General features: G+C 70.3%; 14 protein-coding genes, 1 tRNA gene and 2 pseudogenes. 6 read left to right on the top strand and 11 right to left on the bottom strand.

Translation table 11 applies throughout. The features are described from left to right. Positions 1-26: 26 nt before the first annotated feature. Together AC6CKD_RS23530 and AC6CKD_RS23525 are read left to right on the top strand one after the other, a co-directional pair. A complete protein-coding gene (locus AC6CKD_RS23530) occupies positions 27-1,247 on the top strand; it encodes an acetyl-CoA C-acetyltransferase (RefSeq protein WP_498329629.1) in 1,221 nt (406 codons plus the stop codon). Positions 1,248-1,764: 517 nt separating this feature from the next. Then, entirely contained in the window at positions 1,765-2,574 is an 810-nt protein-coding gene (locus AC6CKD_RS23525; RefSeq protein WP_478686921.1) for a hypothetical protein, read from the top strand. A 175-nt stretch (positions 2,575-2,749) separates the two neighbouring features. Here the strand turns inward: AC6CKD_RS23525 and AC6CKD_RS23520 are convergent. Further along, positions 2,750-3,046, bottom strand: a pseudogene (locus tag AC6CKD_RS23520) (hypothetical protein); the annotation flags it as partial. A gap of 106 nt (positions 3,047-3,152) precedes the next feature. Here AC6CKD_RS23520 and AC6CKD_RS23515 point away from each other — a divergent pair. Beyond that, positions 3,153-3,383: a DUF4287 domain-containing protein gene (locus tag AC6CKD_RS23515; protein ID WP_266908167.1), complete on the top strand. Its 231-nt coding sequence runs from the start codon at positions 3,153-3,155 to the stop codon at positions 3,381-3,383. A 137-nt stretch (positions 3,384-3,520) separates the two neighbouring features. Here AC6CKD_RS23515 and AC6CKD_RS23510 read toward each other — a convergent pair whose 3' ends face one another. Both AC6CKD_RS23510 and AC6CKD_RS23505 read right to left on the bottom strand, forming a co-directional pair. Then, positions 3,521-4,378 carry a Bax inhibitor-1/YccA family protein gene (locus tag AC6CKD_RS23510; RefSeq protein ID WP_498329627.1) on the bottom strand — a complete coding sequence of 286 codons (858 nt, stop codon included), beginning with the start codon at positions 4,376-4,378 and terminating at the stop codon, positions 3,521-3,523. Positions 4,379-4,575: 197 nt separating this feature from the next. Continuing rightward, a tRNA-Leu gene (locus tag AC6CKD_RS23505) sits at positions 4,576-4,657 on the bottom strand. Positions 4,658-5,222: 565 nt separating this feature from the next. Between AC6CKD_RS23505 and AC6CKD_RS23500 the strand changes: the two genes are divergently transcribed. Beyond that, positions 5,223-5,987, top strand: coding sequence for an ABC transporter ATP-binding protein (locus AC6CKD_RS23500; protein WP_327257504.1), 765 nt, complete (start codon positions 5,223-5,225; stop codon positions 5,985-5,987). Between the two features lie 63 nt (positions 5,988-6,050). Beyond that, positions 6,051-8,603, top strand: coding sequence for an ABC transporter permease (locus AC6CKD_RS23495; RefSeq protein WP_498329626.1), 2,553 nt, complete (start codon positions 6,051-6,053; stop codon positions 8,601-8,603). A gap of 186 nt (positions 8,604-8,789) precedes the next feature. Here the strand turns inward: AC6CKD_RS23495 and AC6CKD_RS23490 are convergent, their stop codons facing one another. From AC6CKD_RS23490 to AC6CKD_RS23475, 4 genes and pseudogenes are all read right to left on the bottom strand, one after another. Further along, entirely contained in the window at positions 8,790-9,500 is a 711-nt protein-coding gene (locus tag AC6CKD_RS23490; RefSeq protein WP_498329625.1) for an RNA-guided endonuclease InsQ/TnpB family protein, read from the bottom strand. A 352-nt stretch (positions 9,501-9,852) separates the two neighbouring features. Continuing rightward, positions 9,853-9,966: pseudogene (locus AC6CKD_RS23485) on the bottom strand (hypothetical protein); the annotation flags it as partial. Positions 9,967-10,168: 202 nt separating this feature from the next. Beyond that, the gene (locus AC6CKD_RS23480) at positions 10,169-11,488 is read right to left on the bottom strand and encodes a class I SAM-dependent methyltransferase (RefSeq protein ID WP_498329623.1); all 1,320 of its coding nucleotides are present in this window, start codon (positions 11,486-11,488) and stop codon (positions 10,169-10,171) included. A 173-nt stretch (positions 11,489-11,661) separates the two neighbouring features. Then, on the bottom strand, positions 11,662-13,038 hold the full coding sequence (locus AC6CKD_RS23475; protein ID WP_498329621.1) for an NAD(P)/FAD-dependent oxidoreductase: 1,377 nt from the start codon (positions 13,036-13,038) through the stop codon (positions 11,662-11,664). A 453-nt stretch (positions 13,039-13,491) separates the two neighbouring features. Between AC6CKD_RS23475 and AC6CKD_RS23470 the strand changes: the two genes are divergently transcribed. Continuing rightward, positions 13,492-14,643 carry a DNA polymerase III subunit beta family protein gene (locus AC6CKD_RS23470; protein ID WP_498329620.1) on the top strand — a complete coding sequence of 384 codons (1,152 nt, stop codon included), beginning with the start codon at positions 13,492-13,494 and terminating at the stop codon, positions 14,641-14,643. A 90-nt stretch (positions 14,644-14,733) separates the two neighbouring features. Here AC6CKD_RS23470 and AC6CKD_RS23465 read toward each other — a convergent pair whose 3' ends face one another. The 4 genes from AC6CKD_RS23465 to eno all read right to left on the bottom strand — a co-directional run bounded on the left by AC6CKD_RS23465 (position 14,734) and on the right by eno (position 18,174). Continuing rightward, entirely contained in the window at positions 14,734-15,675 is a 942-nt protein-coding gene (locus AC6CKD_RS23465; protein ID WP_498329618.1) for a Ppx/GppA phosphatase family protein, read from the bottom strand. Continuing rightward, positions 15,672-16,259, bottom strand: coding sequence for a DUF501 domain-containing protein (locus AC6CKD_RS23460; RefSeq protein WP_498329617.1), 588 nt, complete (start codon positions 16,257-16,259; stop codon positions 15,672-15,674). The genes AC6CKD_RS23465 and AC6CKD_RS23460 overlap by 4 nt, the downstream gene beginning before the upstream one ends. Before the next feature lie 40 nt (positions 16,260-16,299). Next, positions 16,300-16,788: an FtsB family cell division protein gene (locus AC6CKD_RS23455; RefSeq protein ID WP_498329616.1), complete on the bottom strand. Its 489-nt coding sequence runs from the start codon at positions 16,786-16,788 to the stop codon at positions 16,300-16,302. A gap of 99 nt (positions 16,789-16,887) precedes the next feature. Further along, on the bottom strand, positions 16,888-18,174 hold the full coding sequence (gene eno / locus AC6CKD_RS23450; RefSeq protein WP_356513069.1) for a phosphopyruvate hydratase: 1,287 nt from the start codon (positions 18,172-18,174) through the stop codon (positions 16,888-16,890). Positions 18,175-18,303 lie beyond the last annotated feature (129 nt).

The raw sequence follows: 18,303 nt of genomic DNA, 5'->3' as shown, positions 1-18,303 counted from the left end.
ACGACACCACCTCCCTTGGAGCCCCGATGCCCGAAGCCGTCATCGTTTCCACCGCCCGCTCGCCGATCGGGCGCGCTTTCAAGGGATCCCTGAAGGACGTCCGCCCGGACGACCTGACCGCCACGGTCATCCAGGCCGCCCTCGCCAAGGTCCCCGGGCTGGACCCGCGCGACATCGACGACCTGATGCTGGGCTGCGGCCTCCCGGGCGGCGAGCAGGGCCACAACCTCGGCCGGATCGTCGCGGTGCAGATGGGCATGGACCACCTGCCCGCCACCACGATCACCCGCTACTGCGCCTCCTCCCTCCAGACCTCCCGGATGGCGCTGCACGCCATCAAGGCGGGCGAGGGCGACGTCTTCATCTCCGCGGGCGTCGAGATGGTCTCCCGGTCCGTGAACGGCTCCTCCGACGGCATCCCGGGCACCCACAACCCGCTCTTCGCCGAGTCCGAGGCGCGCACCAAGGAGGTGGCCGAGTCCACCGGCTCCTCCTGGCACGACCCGCGCGAGGACGGCCGGACCCCCGACGCGTACATCGGGATGGGGCAGACCGCGGAGAACCTGGCCCGGCTCAAGGGCGTGACCCGCGCCGACATGGACGAGTTCGGCGTGCGCTCGCAGAACCTGGCCGAGGAAGCCATCAAGAACGGCTTCTGGGCCCGCGAGATCACCCCGGTCACCACCCCGGACGGCACGGTCGTCTCGCAGGACGACGGCCCGCGCGCCGGGGTCACCCTGGAGGCCGTCCAGGGCCTCAAGCCGGTCTTCCGCCCCGACGGCCTGGTCACGGCCGGCAACTGCTGCCCGCTGAACGACGGCGCCGCGGCGCTGGTCGTCATGAGCGACACCAAGGCGCGCGAGCTGGGCCTGACCCCGCTGGCCCGGATCGTCTCCACCGGGGTCACCGGCCTCTCCCCCGAGATCATGGGCCTGGGCCCGGTCGAGGCCTCCAAGCAGGCGCTGAAGCGGGCGGGCCTGACCGTCGGCGACATCGACCTGTTCGAGATCAACGAGGCCTTCGCGGCCCAGGTGATCCCCTCCTACCGGGACCTGGACATTCCGCTGGAGAAGCTGAACGTCAACGGCGGGGCCATCGCCATCGGTCACCCGTTCGGGATGACCGGCGCGCGCATCACGGGCACGCTGATCAACAGCCTCCAGTTCCACGACAAGCAGTTCGGCCTCGAAACCATGTGCGTCGGCGGCGGCCAGGGCATGGCCATGCTCATCGAGCGGCTGAGCTGAGCCGGAGCGGCGGGTAGGGGTCGTCCTGAGGCACGAAGGGCGGCACCTGCCCGGCGCGGAGGCGAAGCTCAGCGCGACCACGAGATCGAGCGGCTGAGCTGAGCCGGAGCGGCGGGTAGGGGTCGTCCTGAGGCACGAAGGGCGGCACCTGCCCGCCGCGGAGGCGAAGCTCAGCGCGACCACGAGATCGAGCGGCTGAGCTGAGCCGGAGCGGTCGAAGCCGTCGGGATCAAGAGCCGAGGCCAGGCGGCGTAAGGGATCTGCTTGATCCCTTACGCCGTACTGACATCGAATCTAATCCTGTCGCGGCCATTCTGTGACCAAATGTCCCCCAGGATGTGACCTAAGTCCTGGGGGATCATTGTTTTCGCAGGTCAGGTGCCTTTCGGGCGGGGACATCGGGACGAAAGGCCTGTCCAATTCATGACGTAATGCACTGCAAGCCATTCCCAGGGCGGGACAAGCTGATGTAGGAAGTCGGGGGATCGAATCAATCAGGAGTTAGTCAGTGAGCGCCATGTCTCTTGCCCTACTGCTGACCACGGCCGCTGCCACGGCCGTCGGCGCTGCTGCGCTGCACGCCGTCCACGGCCTGCGCAAGCAGGTCACCGCACTGCGCGGTGAGCTGACGGTGACGCACCCCCGTGGTGCCACCGTCCCGCACGCCCGCAGCGCCGTGGAGTCCCCCGCCGCCGAGATACGAGCCGCCGTCGCCGAGGCCCTCGCCGAGGAGCGCGAGCGCGAGCTCGCCGAGGCGCGTGCCTTCTGGGCAGCCCAGGAGGCACGGGACGCCGCCGACGCCCCCTCGCTACTGGGCGGCCTGTCCGGCCTCGGCGAGGAGGGACCCGTCTTCCTGCCCCGGCAGGCGGACATGGTCGGCCTGGAGCCTCTCCTGGGCGACGACGCCGAGGACTACCAGACCTACCCGGAGGACTCGGCCGAGCTGGCCGCCGCCCGCCGGCGCCACCCCTCGCACCCCGATTTCGTCCCCGTGCAGGCCTCTCACCCCGGCGCCGACCACGAGCGCACGGTCAACCGGCTGGAGGAGCTCGCGGAGGCCCGTACGGCCCTCGCGGACGTCCGCCCGGGCCCGCTGGGCACCCTGGACGTGTACGTCTTCACCGACGGCACCACGCTCTGCATGACCCCGGGCCACCGGGAGACCGCCGAGCGGCTCGCCGACGCCCTGCGCTCGGGCAGCGCACCGGTCCTGCTGGGCGGCTCGGGCATCTCCGGCGCCTACGCCCTGACCTTCTCCTGCGGCGATTCCGAGGACCCGGACGGCAACGTCTACATCCTCGCCGACCGCGTCATCGCATCGCTCTGAGTCAGCGCAGCGCCCTGGCTTCCGCCTGATCCACCAGCCGAACGGCCTCGTCCAGCATCTCGGACGGGGCCTTCGCCGTGTCCGCACCAGGGGCGCCAAGAGCGCCAGGAGCGCCAGGAGCGCCAAGAGCGTCCGAGCCGCCCGCGGTGCTCACCGCACCCGCCGGGCCGGCCGCCGCGGCGTGCAGGGCCTCGGCGAGGTCCAGCCCGGCCACGGCCACCTGGTCGCCGACCACGAAGATCCCGGCGTCGGGCATCGTCCGCGCCGGAGCCGCCCCCGCACCCTCCCCGGCGGCCGTGCCGTCCGCGGCGCCCGCGGAGGCCGCCTCCAGCCGCTGCGCCCGCAGCGAGAGCTCCCGGGCCAGGTCCAGCGCCACCTCGGCGGCGCCCTGCTGGAGCCGGCTCTGCGGAGCCGCCCGCAGCCGGTCGGCGAAACGTTCCACGGCGGCGGTCAAGGGTGAGGTATCGAGCACCCGGCCGACCCTACGCGCCGCCGCGGCGCCATTGCCAACGGGCGAACTCTCCGGCACGGTGGCGTGAAGAGAACAGCACAGCACGGCGATACCCCCGGAGGCGCCCATGTCCGTTGAGTTCTCCGAACAGACCCACCGCAACATGATCGACAGAATCCCCCAGACCACCGGTCGTGAACTCTCCGACTGGCTCAGGGCCGTGGACGACGGCCCCTCCCTCGTCCGGTTCGAAGAGAAGGTCAGTTGGCTGCTCGGCGCGCACGAGCTGTCGTACGGCCAGGCCAAGGCGATCATCCACGAGCACGACCTGCGCAGGGCCGCCCGCAAGTTCGGCTGAGCCGGACCCTGCCCCCGTCCGAAGCCCCCGAATCCACTCCGCCATCACCCGATCTACTGACCCCCGACATGCGGGAAGGCCCCGCGAGCGTGTGCTCGCGGGGCCTTCCTCTGCTCAACGCATGACTGCCAGGGGTACTAGTCGCCCTTGAGGATGGAGATCAGGCGCAGCATCTCCATGTAGATCCACACCAGGGTCATGGTGAGGCCGAAGGCCGCCAGCCAGGACTCCTCGCGGGGGGCGCCGTAGGTCACGCCGTCCTCGACCATCTTGAAGTCCATGGCGAGGAAGGCGGCACCGAGCAGGATGCCGATGACACCGAAGAGGATGCCGAGGCCGCCACTGCGGAAGCCGAGGCCGTCGCCGCCCGCGAAGACGGAGAACAGCAGGTTGACGACCATCAGGAGCATGAAGCCCATGGCGGCGGCCATCACGAAACCGACGAAGCGCCGGTCCACCCTGATCCAGCGCGCCTTGTAGGCGATCAGCACGCCGGCGAAGACGCACATCGTGCCCATGACGGCCTGGACGACCGTGCCGGGGCCGACGTAGGTGCTGACGGCCGAGCTGATGACTCCGAGGAAGACGCCCTCGAAGGCCGCGTACGCCAGGATCAGCGCCGGGACCGGCTTGGCCTTGAACGACTGGATCATCGCGAAGACGAACGCGATGAGCGCGGCGCCGATGGCGATGCCGTACGACTTGTTGATGTTGGCCGGGTCGACCGGAAGCGCGATCCAGGAGAGGGCCGCCGTCAGGACGACCGTGCCGAGCGTCAGAGCCGTGCGGCTCACGACGTCGTCGATGGTCATCGCGTTGCCGCGGACCGGCGCCTGCGGCATACCCGTGGCCGGGTCGGTCGCGTAGGGGTTGGTCGCGTACGGGTTGGTGGCGGTCCCGGCCTGGGCCTGGGGCTGCTGCGTGCCGAAGCCCGCATAAGCACCGTTGTCGCGGCTGAACCCCCGTCGCGAGAAGACCGGGTTGCTGCTCCTCATCTCACTCCTCCATGGCCACCGTGCGCGGCCTTGGAATCAAGAGTAATGCGAACGCAAAGGAATCGCCCTACTGCTGGAGGAGGATCTTTCCCCACGGGTACGGGTGCGGGCCCGCTGCGCGGGACGGGCGGGGGTACGCGTAGTGCCCCCGCCCTCCGCGTGTTCCGGCCTGAAACGGAACATCCTCAACATCATCGTGCCCGAAGCCGGACTTGAACCGGCACGACCCGAGGGCCAGCGAGGTTTAAGCTCGCCGTGTCTGCATTCCACCATCCGGGCAGGGCGTAGCGGCCCCGTAGGAAAAGCCTTGAACGCTGCGCCGAGCCTATCCGGAACGCCCACGCCCCCACCTGGGCATCTCGCCGATGTTGTCTGATTTTATTGGTGATTGATGGGTCGTCAGGGGACAGAAGGCGCGGTCGGCACGTTCCGGGCGTCGATCATGGCGGCCACGGGATTGACGGGATTTCGATGGCCCGCGCCACCCCGTACGCCACCCCGTGCGCCACCCCCTCGTACCGGCCCCGCCCCCGCTCCGTTTCCGCTCCGGTTCCGCCTCCGGTCCGGCCCGCGCCCCGGCCCCTCACCCACCCGCGCCCCGGCCTCCGCCGGCCGTCCCAGGGACACCCGCCGGGCGGCCTCCCCGCCCTTCGCCGGGGCGGCCGTCATACCAAAGGAGGAGGCGCGCCCCTCCGCGGTCAGACTCCAGGGGACCGGAGAAGGGGCATCACGGCTGATCCGGAGCGGGGGTGGGCGCCGCGACCATGGAAGGGTCCCGCCAACCGGTGGACCGTGAGCCCGGTCCGCAGGCCCCGCCCCTGACAGGAGTCGCTCCGTGACCACCATGAACTACGCCCCGCACACCACCCAGGCCGTCGCCGCGCGCGCCACCGGCCTCTCCAAGGTGTACGGCCAGGGCGAGACCCAGGTGGTCGCTCTGGACAACGTCTCCGTGGACTTCGCACAGGGCCAGTTCACCGCGATCATGGGCCCCTCCGGCTCCGGCAAGTCCACGCTGATGCACTGCGTGGCCGGCCTGGACACCTTCTCCGCCGGATCCGTCCGCATCGGCGAGACCGAGCTGTCCACCCTGAAGGACAAGCAGCTCACGCAGTTGCGCCGGGACAAGATCGGCTTCATCTTCCAGGCCTTCAACCTGCTGCCGACCCTGACGGCCCTGGAGAACATCACGCTCCCCATGGACATCGCCGGCCGCAAGCCCGACAAGCAGTGGCTGGACTCGGTGATCACCATGGTCGGCCTCTCCGACCGCCTCTCCCACCGCCCCACCCAGCTCTCCGGCGGCCAGCAGCAGCGCGTGGCCGTGGCCCGCGCCCTGGCCTCCCGCCCCGAGATCATCTTCGGCGACGAGCCCACCGGAAACCTCGACTCGCGCTCCGGCGCCGAGGTCCTCGGCTTCCTGCGCAACTCCGTGCGCGAGCTGGGCCAGACCGTGGTCATGGTCACCCACGACCCGGTCGCCGCCTCCTACGCGGACCGCGTCATCTTCCTCGCCGACGGCCGCATCGTGGACGAGATGATCCAGCCCACCGCGGACGGCGTGCTCGACCGCATGAAGGCCTTCGACGCCAAGGGCCGCACCAGCTGAGGGACGCGCACCCCCTCGCAGCCGTCCGCCCCCGCTGACCCCTTACACCTGGACTCCTCCACCATGTTCCGTACCGCCCTGCGCAACGTGCTCGCGCACAAGGCCCGGCTGCTGATGACGGTGCTCGCCGTCGTCCTCGGCGTCGCCTTCGTCTCCGGCACGCTCGTCTTCACCGACACCGTCGGCAAGGCGATGTCGAACCAGTCCGCCAAGAGTTTCGACGGCGTGGCCGTATCCGTCACCTCCCACGGCCCCTCCCGCAACGACGAGGGCGTCAAGGAGGGCGAGCCGGGCATCAGCCGGCAGACCCTCGACAAGGTCAAGGCGCTGGCAGGAGTGGACGCCGTCGCCGGCCGCGTCCACGGCTTCGCCGCCGTGGGCGACCAGGACGGCAAGCTGATCGGCAACGGCTGGTCCAACACCGGCGCCAACTTCGTCCCCCTCAAGGACGGCAAGGACCCCCGTTACACCTTCACCGAGGGCAACGGCCCGGCCAAGGCCGGCGAGATCGCCCTCGACAAGGAGACGGCCAAGCGCGGCACGTACAAGGTGGGCGACAAGGTCCGGGTGGCCGACAACGGCCCGGCCCAGGAGTACACGCTCGCCGGCGTCTTCACCACCGAGGACGGCGCGGTCAACGCGGGCGGCTCGCTCGTCCTGTTCGACACCCCGACCGCCCAGCAGCTCTACCTGGAGCCCGGCTACTTCGACGAGCTCGCGGTCAGCGCCAAGGCCGGCGCCTCCGCCGACCAGCTGCTCACCGAGATCAAGCCGATCGTCGGCAAGGACGCCAAGGCCCAGACCGGCGCGCAGCTCGCCGCCGAGCAGGCCAAGGACATCGAAGCCGGCATGGGCAGCATGAACCAGATGCTGCTGACGTTCGCGCTGATCTCGCTCTTCGTGGGCATCTTCCTGATCTACAACACCTTCACCATGCTGGTCGCCCAGCGCACGAAGGAGCTGGCCCTGCTGCGCGCCGTCGGCGCCAACCGCGGCCAGGTCAAGCGCTCGGTCCTGGCCGAGGCCCTGGTCGTCGGCGTGATCTCCTCCGCCATCGGCCTCGTCGCCGGCGTCGGACTCGCCATCGGCATGCGCTCCGCGATGAACGCCTTCGACGTCAAGATCCCGGCCGGTCCGCTGGTCGTCGCCCCCGTCACCATCGCCGCGGCGATCGGCATCGGCATCGTCGTCACGATGCTCGCCGCCTGGCTGCCCGCGCGCCGCACCGCCAAGATCTCCCCGGTCGCCGCCATGGGCAGCGCCCACCTGCCGGCCTCCTCGAAGTCCCTGGTGCTGCGCAACAGCATCGGCGGCGCCGTCACCCTGCTCGGTCTGCTCGCCATCCTCGGCGGCGCGATGACCGGCAAGGAGGGCAAGATGCTCATCGGCGCCGGCGCCTTCCTGACCATGATCGGCATCATCATCCTGCTGCCGGCCCTCTCCCGCCCGGTCATCGCGGCGGTCCGCCCGCTGCTGGAGAAGGTCTTCGGCGTCGCCGGCAAGCTGGCCGCGCAGAACGCGGTCCGCAACCCGCGCCGCACCGCCGTCACCGCCGCCTCGCTGGCCATCGGCCTGACCCTGGTCACCGCCCTGTCCGTGCTCGGCATCACGATGGGCAAGGCCGTCGACCGGATGACGACGGACAACCTCAAGGCCGACTACAAGGTCTCCATGGGCGAAGCCTTCGGCAGCATGAACCCCTCCGTGCTCCCGGCCCTCGAGAAGGCCCCGGGCGTCAAGGCCGTCTCCCCGCAGCAGGGCGGCGGCATCCGGATCGGCGACGGCCAGGACTTCCAGTCCGTCTCCGGGGTCAACCCGGCCACCATCGGAGAGCTCCTCAACTTCGACGTGGTCAGCGGGCAGCTGACCAGCCTCGCCAAGGGCGAGGTGGCGGTCGCCGAGAAGACCGCGAAGAAGAACGGCCTCTCGGTCGGCTCCACCGTCAAGGCCACCTTCGACGACGACCAGAAGGCGGAGCTGAAGGTCGGCGCGGTCTACAAGGACATGGAGGGCATGCTCTCCCCCTACGTGCTCGACTACAACGTCCTCAGCAAGCACAGCGAGGAGCCGTACATCCGCGAGGTCTTCGTCAAGATGGACGGCGGCGCCTCCGCGAAGGCCGAGCAGTCCCTCGTCGACGCCCTCGGCAAGAACCCGGCGATCACCTTCGCCACCCAGCAGGACATCCGCAACGAGATGGGCGGCATGATCAACACCGCCCTGAACATCATGTACGGCCTGCTCGCCATGGCGCTGATCATCTCGGTCCTCGGCGTCGTCAACACCCTGGCGATGTCCGTGTACGAGCGGACGCAGGAGATCGGCATGCTGCGGGCCATCGGCCTGGACCGCGGCCGGGTCAAGAACATGATCCGGCTGGAAGCCATCGTGATCTCGCTCTTCGGCGCGGTCATCGGCGTGGCCCTCGGCACCTTCATCGCCTGGGCCGTGGGCGAGACCGTCAAGGGCTCGATCCCGAACTACGCCCTGGTCATCCCCTTCGACCGGATCGCGATCTTCATGCTGCTGGCCGGCATCGTCGGCGCCCTGGCGGCCATGTGGCCCGCCCGCAGCGCGGCCCGGCTGAACATGCTGACCGCCATCAAGACGGAGTGACGATCCTCGCCCCCCGTGTGCACGGGGGGCGATTCCCTTCAGCTCGCGTGGGCGGGCTTCGGGGCTTCACGCATCCGCCTCCGGCCGGTGGCCGGGACTCGCACCCTGGGGGCGCTGCGCGTGCTGTTGATGTCCGAGCCACCCGTCCGGCGGGCTCGGCCCTCGATCTCCATCGAGGCGTTGTGGTCAGCGTCGTCCTCGTGCCCACAGTATGTGCAGGCGAACAGCCGGGTTGACCCCGCATCCCTTGCGGGATTCGGGGTCAACCCGGCTGCACACGGCGCAGGTCTGAGAGGTGTGGAACGGCGGGACGGCGACGAGTACAGCTCCGTACATGCGGGCCTTGTACTCCAGTTGTCGCCGCCGTTCACCGGGCGTGTTATCGAGGATCGACCGGTTCAGCCCCGCCTTCTGCCGGACATTCCTCCCCGGCACCTGGACGGTGCCCTTCGCAGACTTACTCATGTTTTTCACGCGCAGGTCCTCGATGCCGATCAGGCCGTGGTTGTTGGCGAGGCCGGTGGTGAGTTTGTGCGTGAAGTCCTGGCGGCGGTTGGCCCGTCGGGTGGTGAGCTTCGCGATCTGGGTGATCGTCGTACGCAGCCGGCGGCCGTACTTCCCGCCCTGATGCTTCTTCGCGTAGGCGAGTTGCCGTGTCTTGCGCTGCTCCAGCGTTTGAAGCCGCTTTCGTTCGTTGGCGGTGAGTGTGGGCGGCATGAGGCGGGGCGTGGTCTCGGTCGACACGAACGCGGACGCGGCGACGCCGAAATCCACCCCGCAGCTGGGCTTCCCGTTCGGCGCGTCCGGCTCGCGGCCTGTGTGGACGCCGAAGGAGACGTGCCAGCCGTTGCCGTCCCGGGAGACGGTGGCGTTGCGGATCGTCCCCCCCGATGGCACGGGAGAGCCTGAACCGAAGCCAGCCGAGCTTCGGCAGACGCACCTCGGCCCACTTGCGGTTCAACTTCCGGAACTCCACCGCCTGCCCGGGAAACGGGATCGACAGGCTATGCCCGCGCTTCTTCCTGGCCGGGAACCGGGCCGGATGCCCGGGGTCCCAGAAGTTGTCGTACGCCCGGTCAAGGCTGCGCAGGATCTGCTGCCCGGCCTGCGCCGGCAAGTCACCGATCCAGTCGACATCTGCACGGGCAGTGGTCAGGTACTTGCACTGCTCGACCGACCGCAGGGTGTACCGGCGCTGATCCCACACGTACGTGCGCTGCTCCAAAGCAACGTTCCACAACGCACGTGCCGTATGACCCCACCCGGTCAGGACCTGGTCCTGATCCCGGGTGGGGTACGCACGATACTTGCGCCCCGCGTCCGCCTTCACACCGCCACTGTGCCGTTGATCCACCGCCGACATGACCCAGATCCGGGAAAGGCAGGTATTGCCCGGTCGCGGTACGCATCCAGTTCGATTGCGCGATGAACCACCACACAAAGTGTTCACCGATGCGCACGTCAGCAGGGAGAGGAACCCTCCCTAACAGCGACACGTTTGGCAAGGAACACGGTTGGACCTTGGGACAGCAAGCTCCAAGGTCCAACCCGCCGCAGTACGGTCCCTACGCGCCCCAGGTTCCCCGCCGCAGCGGCAACCCGGAGGCCGACCGGGTCCCGGTGCGCACCGCGAGCACCTGGTTGACCCCGAGCCGGTTGTGCTCGAAGGCGAGCGCCGAGGCGGCCATGTACAGCTGCCAGACCTTGGCCCGCCCGGGCGAGGTCAGCCGTACCGCCTCCTCCCAGTGCTCCTCCAGCCGGGCCACCCAGGCACGCAGGGTGAGCGCGTAGTGCTCGCGCAGCGCCTCCACGTCGCGGACCTCGAAGCCGGCCCGCTCCAGCTCGCCGACGGTGGTGCCCAGGGGGGACAGCTCCCCGTCGGGGAAGACGTAGGCGTCTATGAACGCGTCGATCCGGTAGGCCTCCTCGTCCGGTTCGGGGCGCCGCGCGATCTGGTGGTTCAGCAGCCTCCCGCCCGGCCGCAGCAGTCCGTACAGGTTGCGGGCGTACGTGCGGTAGCGCTCGGCGCCGACGTGTTCGGCCATCCCGATCGAGGAAACGGCGTCGTACGGGCCGTCCTTGACGTCCCGGTAGTCCTGGACCCTGATCTCGACGAGGCCGGCCAGGCCCTGCTCCGCGACCCGCTTGCGGGCGTAGGCGGCCTGTTCGCGCGAGAGCGTGATCCCGGTGACCTTGGCCCCGTACTCCCGGGCCGCGTGCAGGGCCATCGAGCCCCAGCCGCAGCCGACGTCCAGGAGCCGGTCCCCGGGACCCAGGGCGAGTTTGCGGCAGACCAGGTCCAGCTTGTCCCGCTGGGCGTCCTCCAGGCTCCCGCCGGGGGTCCAGTAGGCGCAGGAGTACACCATCGACGGGCCGAGCACCCGCTCGTAGAACGCGTTGCCCACGTCGTAGTGGTGGCTGATGGCCCGCCGGTCGCTGACCCTGCTGTGCCGGATTTGCCGGGGGCCGCCGCGGGGGCGGGCCTCCTCGGGCGGCGGGGCCGGCTTGATCCACGGCCGCGCCAGGCCCACGAGGCCGCGTACGGCGGCCCGGGCGCGCGGATCGCGCAGCAGGGCGGCGGGCCCGGCGTGCTCGGCGGCCGGCTCGGGCTCGCGGTCCCGCTCCCAGAGCACGCCGCCGACCCGGTCCAGCAGCTCGAACAGGTCTCCGTCGACGGTGAGGTCCCCGGCCACCCAGGCGCGGGCCAGGCCCAGCTCGCCCGGCTTCCACAGGATCCGGCGCAGGGCGTGCCGGTTGTTCAGGACCAGGATGGGACCGCCGAGCGGACCGGCCTCGCTGCCGTCCCAGGCCCGGATCCGGACGGGGAGAGGGGCCCCCAGCAGGGTTTCGGCTGAAGCGGCCAGCCGCGGCGCGGCGTCGTTCATGCAGGACCCTCCAACAAGCTCAGACAAGTTCCGACCGCACGGCATACCCGGATCCGATCCCGAATATGCCGAAGGGGCCGCCCGCACCACGGATGGCGGGCGGCCCCTTCGGGACGCGCTGGGTCCTACTGGTCCTGCTGGTACCGCTGGTCCTGCCGGGTCCTACGGGGTGGTCAGGAGGCCTTGGCCTTCTGGGCCGGGGCCACGGCGGCCGGAGCCGGCTTGGCGGCCTCGTAGAACTCCTCGCGGGGGGTCTCCAGGGCTCCGAGGGAGACGACCTCGCGCTTGAGGAACATGCCGAGGGTCCAGTCGGCGAAGACGCGGATCTTGCGGTTCCAGGTCGGCATGGCCATGCCGTGGTAGCCACGGTGCATGTACCAGGCGAGCCGGCCCTTGAGCTTGATCTTCATCCCGCCCATGACGATCATCGCCACGCCCTTGTGGAGGCCGAGGCCCGCCACCGCACCCTTGTTGGAGTGCGAGTACTCGGTCTGCGGGAAGCCCCGCATGCCCGAGATGACGTTGTCGCCGAGGACCTTGGCCTGGCGCAGCGCGTGCTGGGCGTTCGGCGGGCACCAGGCGTTCTCCACGCCGGCCTTGCGGGCGGCGAGGTCGGGCACCTGGGCGTTGTCGCCGGCGGTCCAGATGTAGTCCGTGCCCTTGACCTGGAGGGTCGGCTCGGCGTCCACGTGGCCGCGGGGGCCCAGCGGGAGGCCGTAGCGGGCCAGCACCGGGTTGGGCTTCACGCCGGCGGTCCACACGAGGGTGTTGGAGTCGACCTCGAGGCCGTTCTTCAGCACCACGTGGCCGTCCACGCAGGAGTCCATGGAGGTGTTCAGGTAGATCTCGATGCCGCGCGACTCGAGGTGCTCCTTGCCCCAGGTGCCGAGCTTGGGCCCGACCTCGGGAAGGATCTTGTCGGCCGCGTCGACCAGGATGAAGCGCATGTCCTCGCGCTTGATGCTGGAGTAGTACTTCGCGGCGTCGCGGGCCATGTCCTCGACCTCGCCGATCGTCTCGGCGCCGGCGAAGCCGCCGCCGACGAAGACGAAGGTGAGCGCCTTGCGGCGGACGTCCTCGTCCGTCGTGGACTCGGCCTTGTCGAGCTGCTCGAGTACGTGGTTGCGCAGGCCGATGCCCTCTTCCACGCCCTTCATTCCGATGCCCTGTTCGGCGAGGCCGGGGATCGGGAAGGTGCGGGAGATGGCGCCGAGCGCGATCACCAGGTAGTCGAAGGGCAGCTCGTACGCCTCGCCGACCAGCGGCGTGACGACGGCGACCTTGCGGTCCTGGTCGATGTTCGTGACCCGGCCGGTGAGAACCTCAGCCTTGGGCAGCACGCGTCGCAGCGGTACGACGACGTGCCGAGGCGAGATGCTGCCTGCGGCCACTTCGGGGAGAAAGGGCTGGTAGGTCATGTACGAGCGCGGGTCGACGACCGTGACGGTCGCCTCGCCGTAACGCATCTTCTTCATGATGCGCTTGGCTGCGTACAGGCCTACGTACCCACCTCCTACAACGAGGATCCTGGGACGCTCCGTGGTGCTCATGGAACGAGTATCCAGCACCCCAAGGGGTGACGCTCGTGAGCCCCTTCACAAGGACCGGATGACCCTCTGCTACACTCCGCGGCCCACGTGACCGAGGTCATGGCGCGAAGCGGGAACCAGGGTGTAACGGGAGTCGTTGAACACCAGTCCCGACCTGGCCTCCAGGCCCTCAAGCGGAGTAGACCACCGGCTTCGTGGATACCTACCGCCAGAGGCTCGCGGCGTCCGCCATTCGCACGAACACGAGCGAAAAGAAGGCCCGAGGGCCTCCCGAGTCACCCAAAAGACTCTTCCAACGCCCTCACGGGCACCTTTTCCTTGTGAAGAACTTCACGAAGTTCATGTGGACGGCGGGACCCAAGACCCCCGAACGGCCCCCCGAACGGCTGCCGACCCCCTGCGGTTGACCCTCTACCTGGTCGAGGCAGCAGGGTTCGGGGCGTGGAGAACGAGATGCGCAGTATCGGCGAGACGGCCCGTGACAGCGGCCTGAGCGTGAGTGCCCTGCGGTTCTACGACGGGGCCGGCGTGCTGGTTCCCGTACGGGTGGATCCGGCGAGCGGGTACCGCTGGTACGGGCCCGAGCAGGTCGGGGAAGCCGGGCTGCTGGCCCGGCTCCGACGGGCCGGCATGCCCATGGCGGACATCCGGCTCGTACTGGCCGGCTGGGCCGGCGCGGACACCGACCTGGTGCGCGGCCTGCTCCGGGCGCACCTGCTCCGGCTCGAACGGGGTCTGTCCGATGCCCGCAGCGAGTTCTCCGCGATCAGCGCGCTACTCGAAGGCAGGGAGAACCCCATGATCACGTCCATCGGCACGTCCAACGGCACGTCAAACGGCGCGTCCGCGAGCACGCCCCGTCCGACCGCCACCGCCACCCCGACCGCCCGGCTCACCGTGTCCGGACCGGAGCTGGCCGCCGCGCTGGACGCGGTCCGGTTCGCCGTCTCCGCCGACCGGGAGCTGCCGGTGCTCGGCGGCATCCTGTTCGACATCGAGGGCGAGGCGCTGCGCGTGGTGGCCACCGACCGGTACCGCCTGGCCGTCGCCCGCGCCGGCGCCACCGGCCACACGGGACCCCGTCTGCAGCTCCTCGTACCCGCCCCGCTCGCCGACGCGATGCGGGCGCTGCTGAGCGACGACGCCGCCCCCGTCGTGCTCACCGTGGACGGTGACCGCGTGGCCCTGGAGACGCGGACGGCGGACCGTCAGGCGGCCGGCCGCTGCCTGGGCCACGAGTTCCCCGACTACCGCCGCCTCGTCAGCCTGCCGGCGGGGCGCCGGGTCCCGGTCGACGTACGGGCCTTCCGCGAGGCCTTGGAAAACGGCCCCGTCCGCCCGACCGAGCGCGAGGAGGACGGCGCGACCGGCGACGTCAGCGTGCTCAAGGTGACCGACGGGGGCGCGGTGTCCCTCTGCGACGACGGCGACGACGACCCGGCCGGCGTCGGCCTCAACCGCGCGTTCCTGCTGCACGCCCTCGCCGCCGGCAACCGGGACCGGCTGATCCTGGAGCTCGGCGCCCCGAAGGCCCCCGTGGTGGTCCGCCGCCCCGACGACGAGGAGACGTTCTCGCTCCTGATGCCGGTCCGGCTGGACGGCTAGGCCGTCTGCCCCGCTGTGGCCGGTCCGGGGAACGGCGGTGCCCCCGGCGGGATCCGCCGGGGGCACCTGGCCGTGCGTTCGAGCGGGTCGTCAGGCGATGGACCAGGCGATGCCGTCGAGGATGTCGTGCTCCGAGACCACGACCTCCGAGGCGCCGACGCGCTCCATGATCGCCAGCAGGACCAGGGCGCCCGCGCCGATCACGTCGACCCGCCCGGGGTGCATCACCGGGATGGCCGCGCGCTCGGCGTGCGTCAGCGTCAGCATCCGCTCGCTGACCTCGCGGACCGTCTCGTACGGGATCCGGGAGTGGTGGATCCGCTCCGAGTCGTACGCCTCCAGGCCCAGCGCGATCGCGGCGACCGTGGTCACCGAACCGGCCAGGCCCACCAGCGTGCGCGCCTCGGCGAGCGGGACGGTCTCGGAGGCCAGGTCCAGCGCGGCCTCGATGTCGGCCCGTATCGCGGCGATCTGCTCCCCGGTCGGCGGGTCGGTGACGACCCCGTCCACCGTCAGGTGGCGCTCGGTCATCCGGACACAGCCCACGTCGACGGAACGGGCGGCCCCGACGTGCTCGGTGCCGACCACGAACTCCGTGGAGCCGCCGCCGATGTCCACCACCAGGAAGGGGCGCTCCAGGTCGGTGCGGCCGGTGAGTTCACCGGTGGCGCCGGTGAAGGAGAACTCGGCCTCCTGGTCCCCGCTGATCACCTCGGGCTCGACGCCCAGGATGTCCAGGACGCCCCGGACGAACTCGTCCCGGTTCTCGGCGTCCCGGGAGGCCGAGGTCGCCACGAAGCGCACCCGCTCGGCGCCGAGCTCCTTGATGACCGCCGCGTACTCGCGGCAGGCGGTGAAGGTGCGCTCCAGCGCCTCCGGTGCCAGCCGGCCCGTCTTGTCGACGCCCTGGCCGAGCCGGACGACGATCATCCGGCGGTCCAGCTCGATCAGCTCGCCGGTGGCGGGATCGAGGTCCGCGACGAGGAGCCGGATGGAGTTCGTACCGCAGTCGACGGCCGCGACGAGGGTCACGCGCCGGCCTCGGTCGCTTCGGCCTTGGCTTCGGCCGTCGCTTCGGCCGTCGCTTCGGCCTTCTTCTCGCCGCACGGGGTGACGCAGGCGCCCTTGGCCCACCACTCGGGCAGCATCGCCAGGGCCTCGTCGCCGAACGGGTTCACGCCCGGGCCGGCGGCCAGGGAGTGGCCGACCAGCACGTGCAGGCACTTCACCCGGTCCGGCATGCCGCCGGCGCTCGGAAAGCCCTGGAGCACCTCGACGGCGTCGCGTCGGGTGATGTAGTCCTCGTGCGCGGCCCGGTAGGCCGCGGCCAGCTCCGGGTCCACGGCGAGGCGGGCCTGCATCTCCTTCATCACGCCGTTGGCCTCCAGCGTGCCGATCGCACCGGCGGCGCGCGGGCAGGTCAGGTAGTACAGCGTCGGGAAGGGGGTGCCGTCGGGGAGCCGCGGGGCGGTCTCCACCACGTCCGGCTGCCCGCAGGGGCAGCGGTGCGCGATGGCGCGGAGCCCGCGCGGGGGGCGGCCGAGCTGCTGCTCGAACGCCTCGATGTCGGCGGCGGTCGGCTCGGTCCGGTCGGTCTGGGGCGGGGGCGTCTGCATGCCTGGAGGAAGTCTTTTCGTTCTCGTGGATGGGTGGGACTCAGTCGCCCGGGCGGTCGGCCTTGTCGACGCCGTCCCAGACGTTGGAGTACCAGGGCCGGTCGGTTGCGGCCTGTCCGGCGCGGCGGTGCTCGGCGCCGCCGGCACCGGGGTCGGTCATGATGTAGCTGATCTCCCCCGGCCGGACGAAGTGCAGGTGCTTGCGCGCCTGCTGCTCGGCGTACGCGTTGTCCTGCCAGCGGGCCTTCTCGTCACGCAGCCGTTCCAGCCGGTCCCGCGCGGAGACGGCGTCCTTCTGCTGCTTCGCGATCTCCGAGCGCTGGGACACGTACTGGCGCATCGGATACGCGAGGGCGACGACCAGGGTACAGAGGACGAGCACGAGCAGCGCGGCCCGGCCGGTGAGCCGGCTGCGGCGGACCTGCCTGCGGGACTGCGAGCGGTACACGTGCGCCGCGGTCCGCTCACCGAGCTGCTTGAGCCTGGTCGCGGTCGAGAACGTGGCGAACCGGTCCCGGTTCCCGGCCATTGATCCGCCTCCCCTATATGCGCACGACGCACTACGTCCCCGCACACGGTACGGGACCGAGTGCGGGGACGTAGGGAGGCTTGCGCCCTAAAGGACCGATCAGCCCTTGAAGCGCGGGAACGCGCTGCGGCCCGCGTACACCGCGGCGTCGTCGAGGATCTCCTCGATGCGCAGCAGCTGGTTGTACTTGGCGACGCGGTCCGAGCGGGCCGGGGCGCCGGTCTTGATCTGGCCGCAGTTCACGGCGACCGCGAGGTCGGCGATGGTGACGTCCTCGGTCTCACCGGAGCGGTGCGACATCATGCACTTGAAGCCGTTGCGCTGGGCCATCTCGACGGCGTCCAGGGTCTCGGTCAGCGAACCGATCTGGTTCACCTTGACGAGCAGGGCGTTCGCCGAGCCCTCTTCGATGCCGCGGGCGAGACGCTCGGGGTTGGTGACGAAGAGGTCGTCGCCGACGATCTGGACCTTGGAGCCCAGGCGGTCGGTGAGGGTCTTCCAGCCCGACCAGTCGTCCTCGAAGAGCGGGTCCTCGATGGAGACGAGCGGGTACGCCTCGACGAGCTCGGCGTAGTAGTCGGTCATCTCGGCGGCCGAGCGGGACTTGCCCTCGAACTCGTAGTTGCCGTCCTTGTAGAACTCGGACGCGGCGACGTCGAGCGCGAGCGCGATCTGGGTGCCCGGGACGTAGCCGGCCTGCTTGATCGCCTCGACGATGAGGTCGAGCGCGGCGCGGTTCGACTCCAGGTTCGGCGCGAAGCCGCCCTCGTCGCCCAGACCGGTGGAGAGGCCCTTGGTGTGCAGGACCTTCTTGAGGGTGTGGTAGACCTCGGCACCCCAGCGAAGGGCCTCGGAGAAGGACTCCGCGCCGATCGGGGCGATCATGAACTCCTGGATGTCGACGTTGGAGTCGGCGTGCGACCCACCGTTCAGGATGTTCATCATCGGAACGGGCAGCAGGTGCGCGTTCGGGCCGCCGAGGTAGCGGAAGAGCGGCAGGTCCGAGGCCTCGGACGCGGCGTGCGCCACGGCGAGGGAGACACCGAGGATGGCGTTGGCTCCGAGGGAGCCCTTGTTCTCGGTGGCGTCCAGGTCGATCATCGCCTGGTCGATCAGGCGCTGCTCGGTGGCGTCGTAGCCGACGAGCTCCGGGCCGATCTGCTCGATGACGGCGAGGACGGCCTTCTCTACGCCCTTGCCCATGTAGCGGTTGGGGTCACCGTCACGGAGCTCTACGGCTTCGAACGCTCCGGTGGAGGCGCCGGACGGGACTGCAGCACGGCCGGTGCTGCCATCGTCGAGGCCCACCTCGACCTCGACCGTGGGGTTGCCTCGGGAGTCCAGGATTTCCCGGGCTACGACGACGTCGATGGACGGCACGAGCATCTCCTTCTGGGATGTGACGCTGGGTGTGCGGTGGCGTGTCAGGCCGTGGGATGGCCTTGCCGCTTAGAGCCTAACCGGCTCTGGGCACTCGGCCGGCCGACCGCCCGGGGGCTGGGACGAAAAAGGGCC

The sequence above is a fragment of the Streptomyces sp. GQ60 genome (genome assembly GCF_059758875.1).
The sequence above is the reverse complement of the archived record's forward strand: the minus strand, read 5'-3'. Positions and strand labels throughout refer to the sequence as shown.

Bases quoted from the DNA above. Each gene is read 5' to 3' on its own strand.
- AC6CKD_RS23470 (WP_498329620.1), top strand. From the start codon at position 13,492: ATGCGCAGTATCGGCGAGACGGCCCGTGACAGCGGCCTGAGCGTGAGT.
- AC6CKD_RS23480 (WP_498329623.1), bottom strand. From the start codon at position 11,488: ATGAACGACGCCGCGCCGCGGCTGGCCGCTTCAGCCGAAACCCTGCTG.
- AC6CKD_RS23495 (WP_498329626.1), top strand. From the start codon at position 6,051: ATGTTCCGTACCGCCCTGCGCAACGTGCTCGCGCACAAGGCCCGGCTG.
- AC6CKD_RS23500 (WP_327257504.1), top strand. From the start codon at position 5,223: ATGAACTACGCCCCGCACACCACCCAGGCCGTCGCCGCGCGCGCCACC.
- AC6CKD_RS23475 (WP_498329621.1), bottom strand. From the start codon at position 13,038: ATGAGCACCACGGAGCGTCCCAGGATCCTCGTTGTAGGAGGTGGGTAC.
- AC6CKD_RS23515 (WP_266908167.1), top strand. From the start codon at position 3,153: ATGTCCGTTGAGTTCTCCGAACAGACCCACCGCAACATGATCGACAGA.
- eno (WP_356513069.1), bottom strand. From the start codon at position 18,174: ATGCTCGTGCCGTCCATCGACGTCGTCGTAGCCCGGGAAATCCTGGAC.
- AC6CKD_RS23460 (WP_498329617.1), bottom strand. From the start codon at position 16,259: ATGCAGACGCCCCCGCCCCAGACCGACCGGACCGAGCCGACCGCCGCC.
- AC6CKD_RS23455 (WP_498329616.1), bottom strand. From the start codon at position 16,788: ATGGCCGGGAACCGGGACCGGTTCGCCACGTTCTCGACCGCGACCAGG.
- AC6CKD_RS23530 (WP_498329629.1), top strand. From the start codon at position 27: ATGCCCGAAGCCGTCATCGTTTCCACCGCCCGCTCGCCGATCGGGCGC.
- AC6CKD_RS23525 (WP_478686921.1), top strand. From the start codon at position 1,765: ATGTCTCTTGCCCTACTGCTGACCACGGCCGCTGCCACGGCCGTCGGC.
- AC6CKD_RS23510 (WP_498329627.1), bottom strand. From the start codon at position 4,378: ATGAGGAGCAGCAACCCGGTCTTCTCGCGACGGGGGTTCAGCCGCGAC.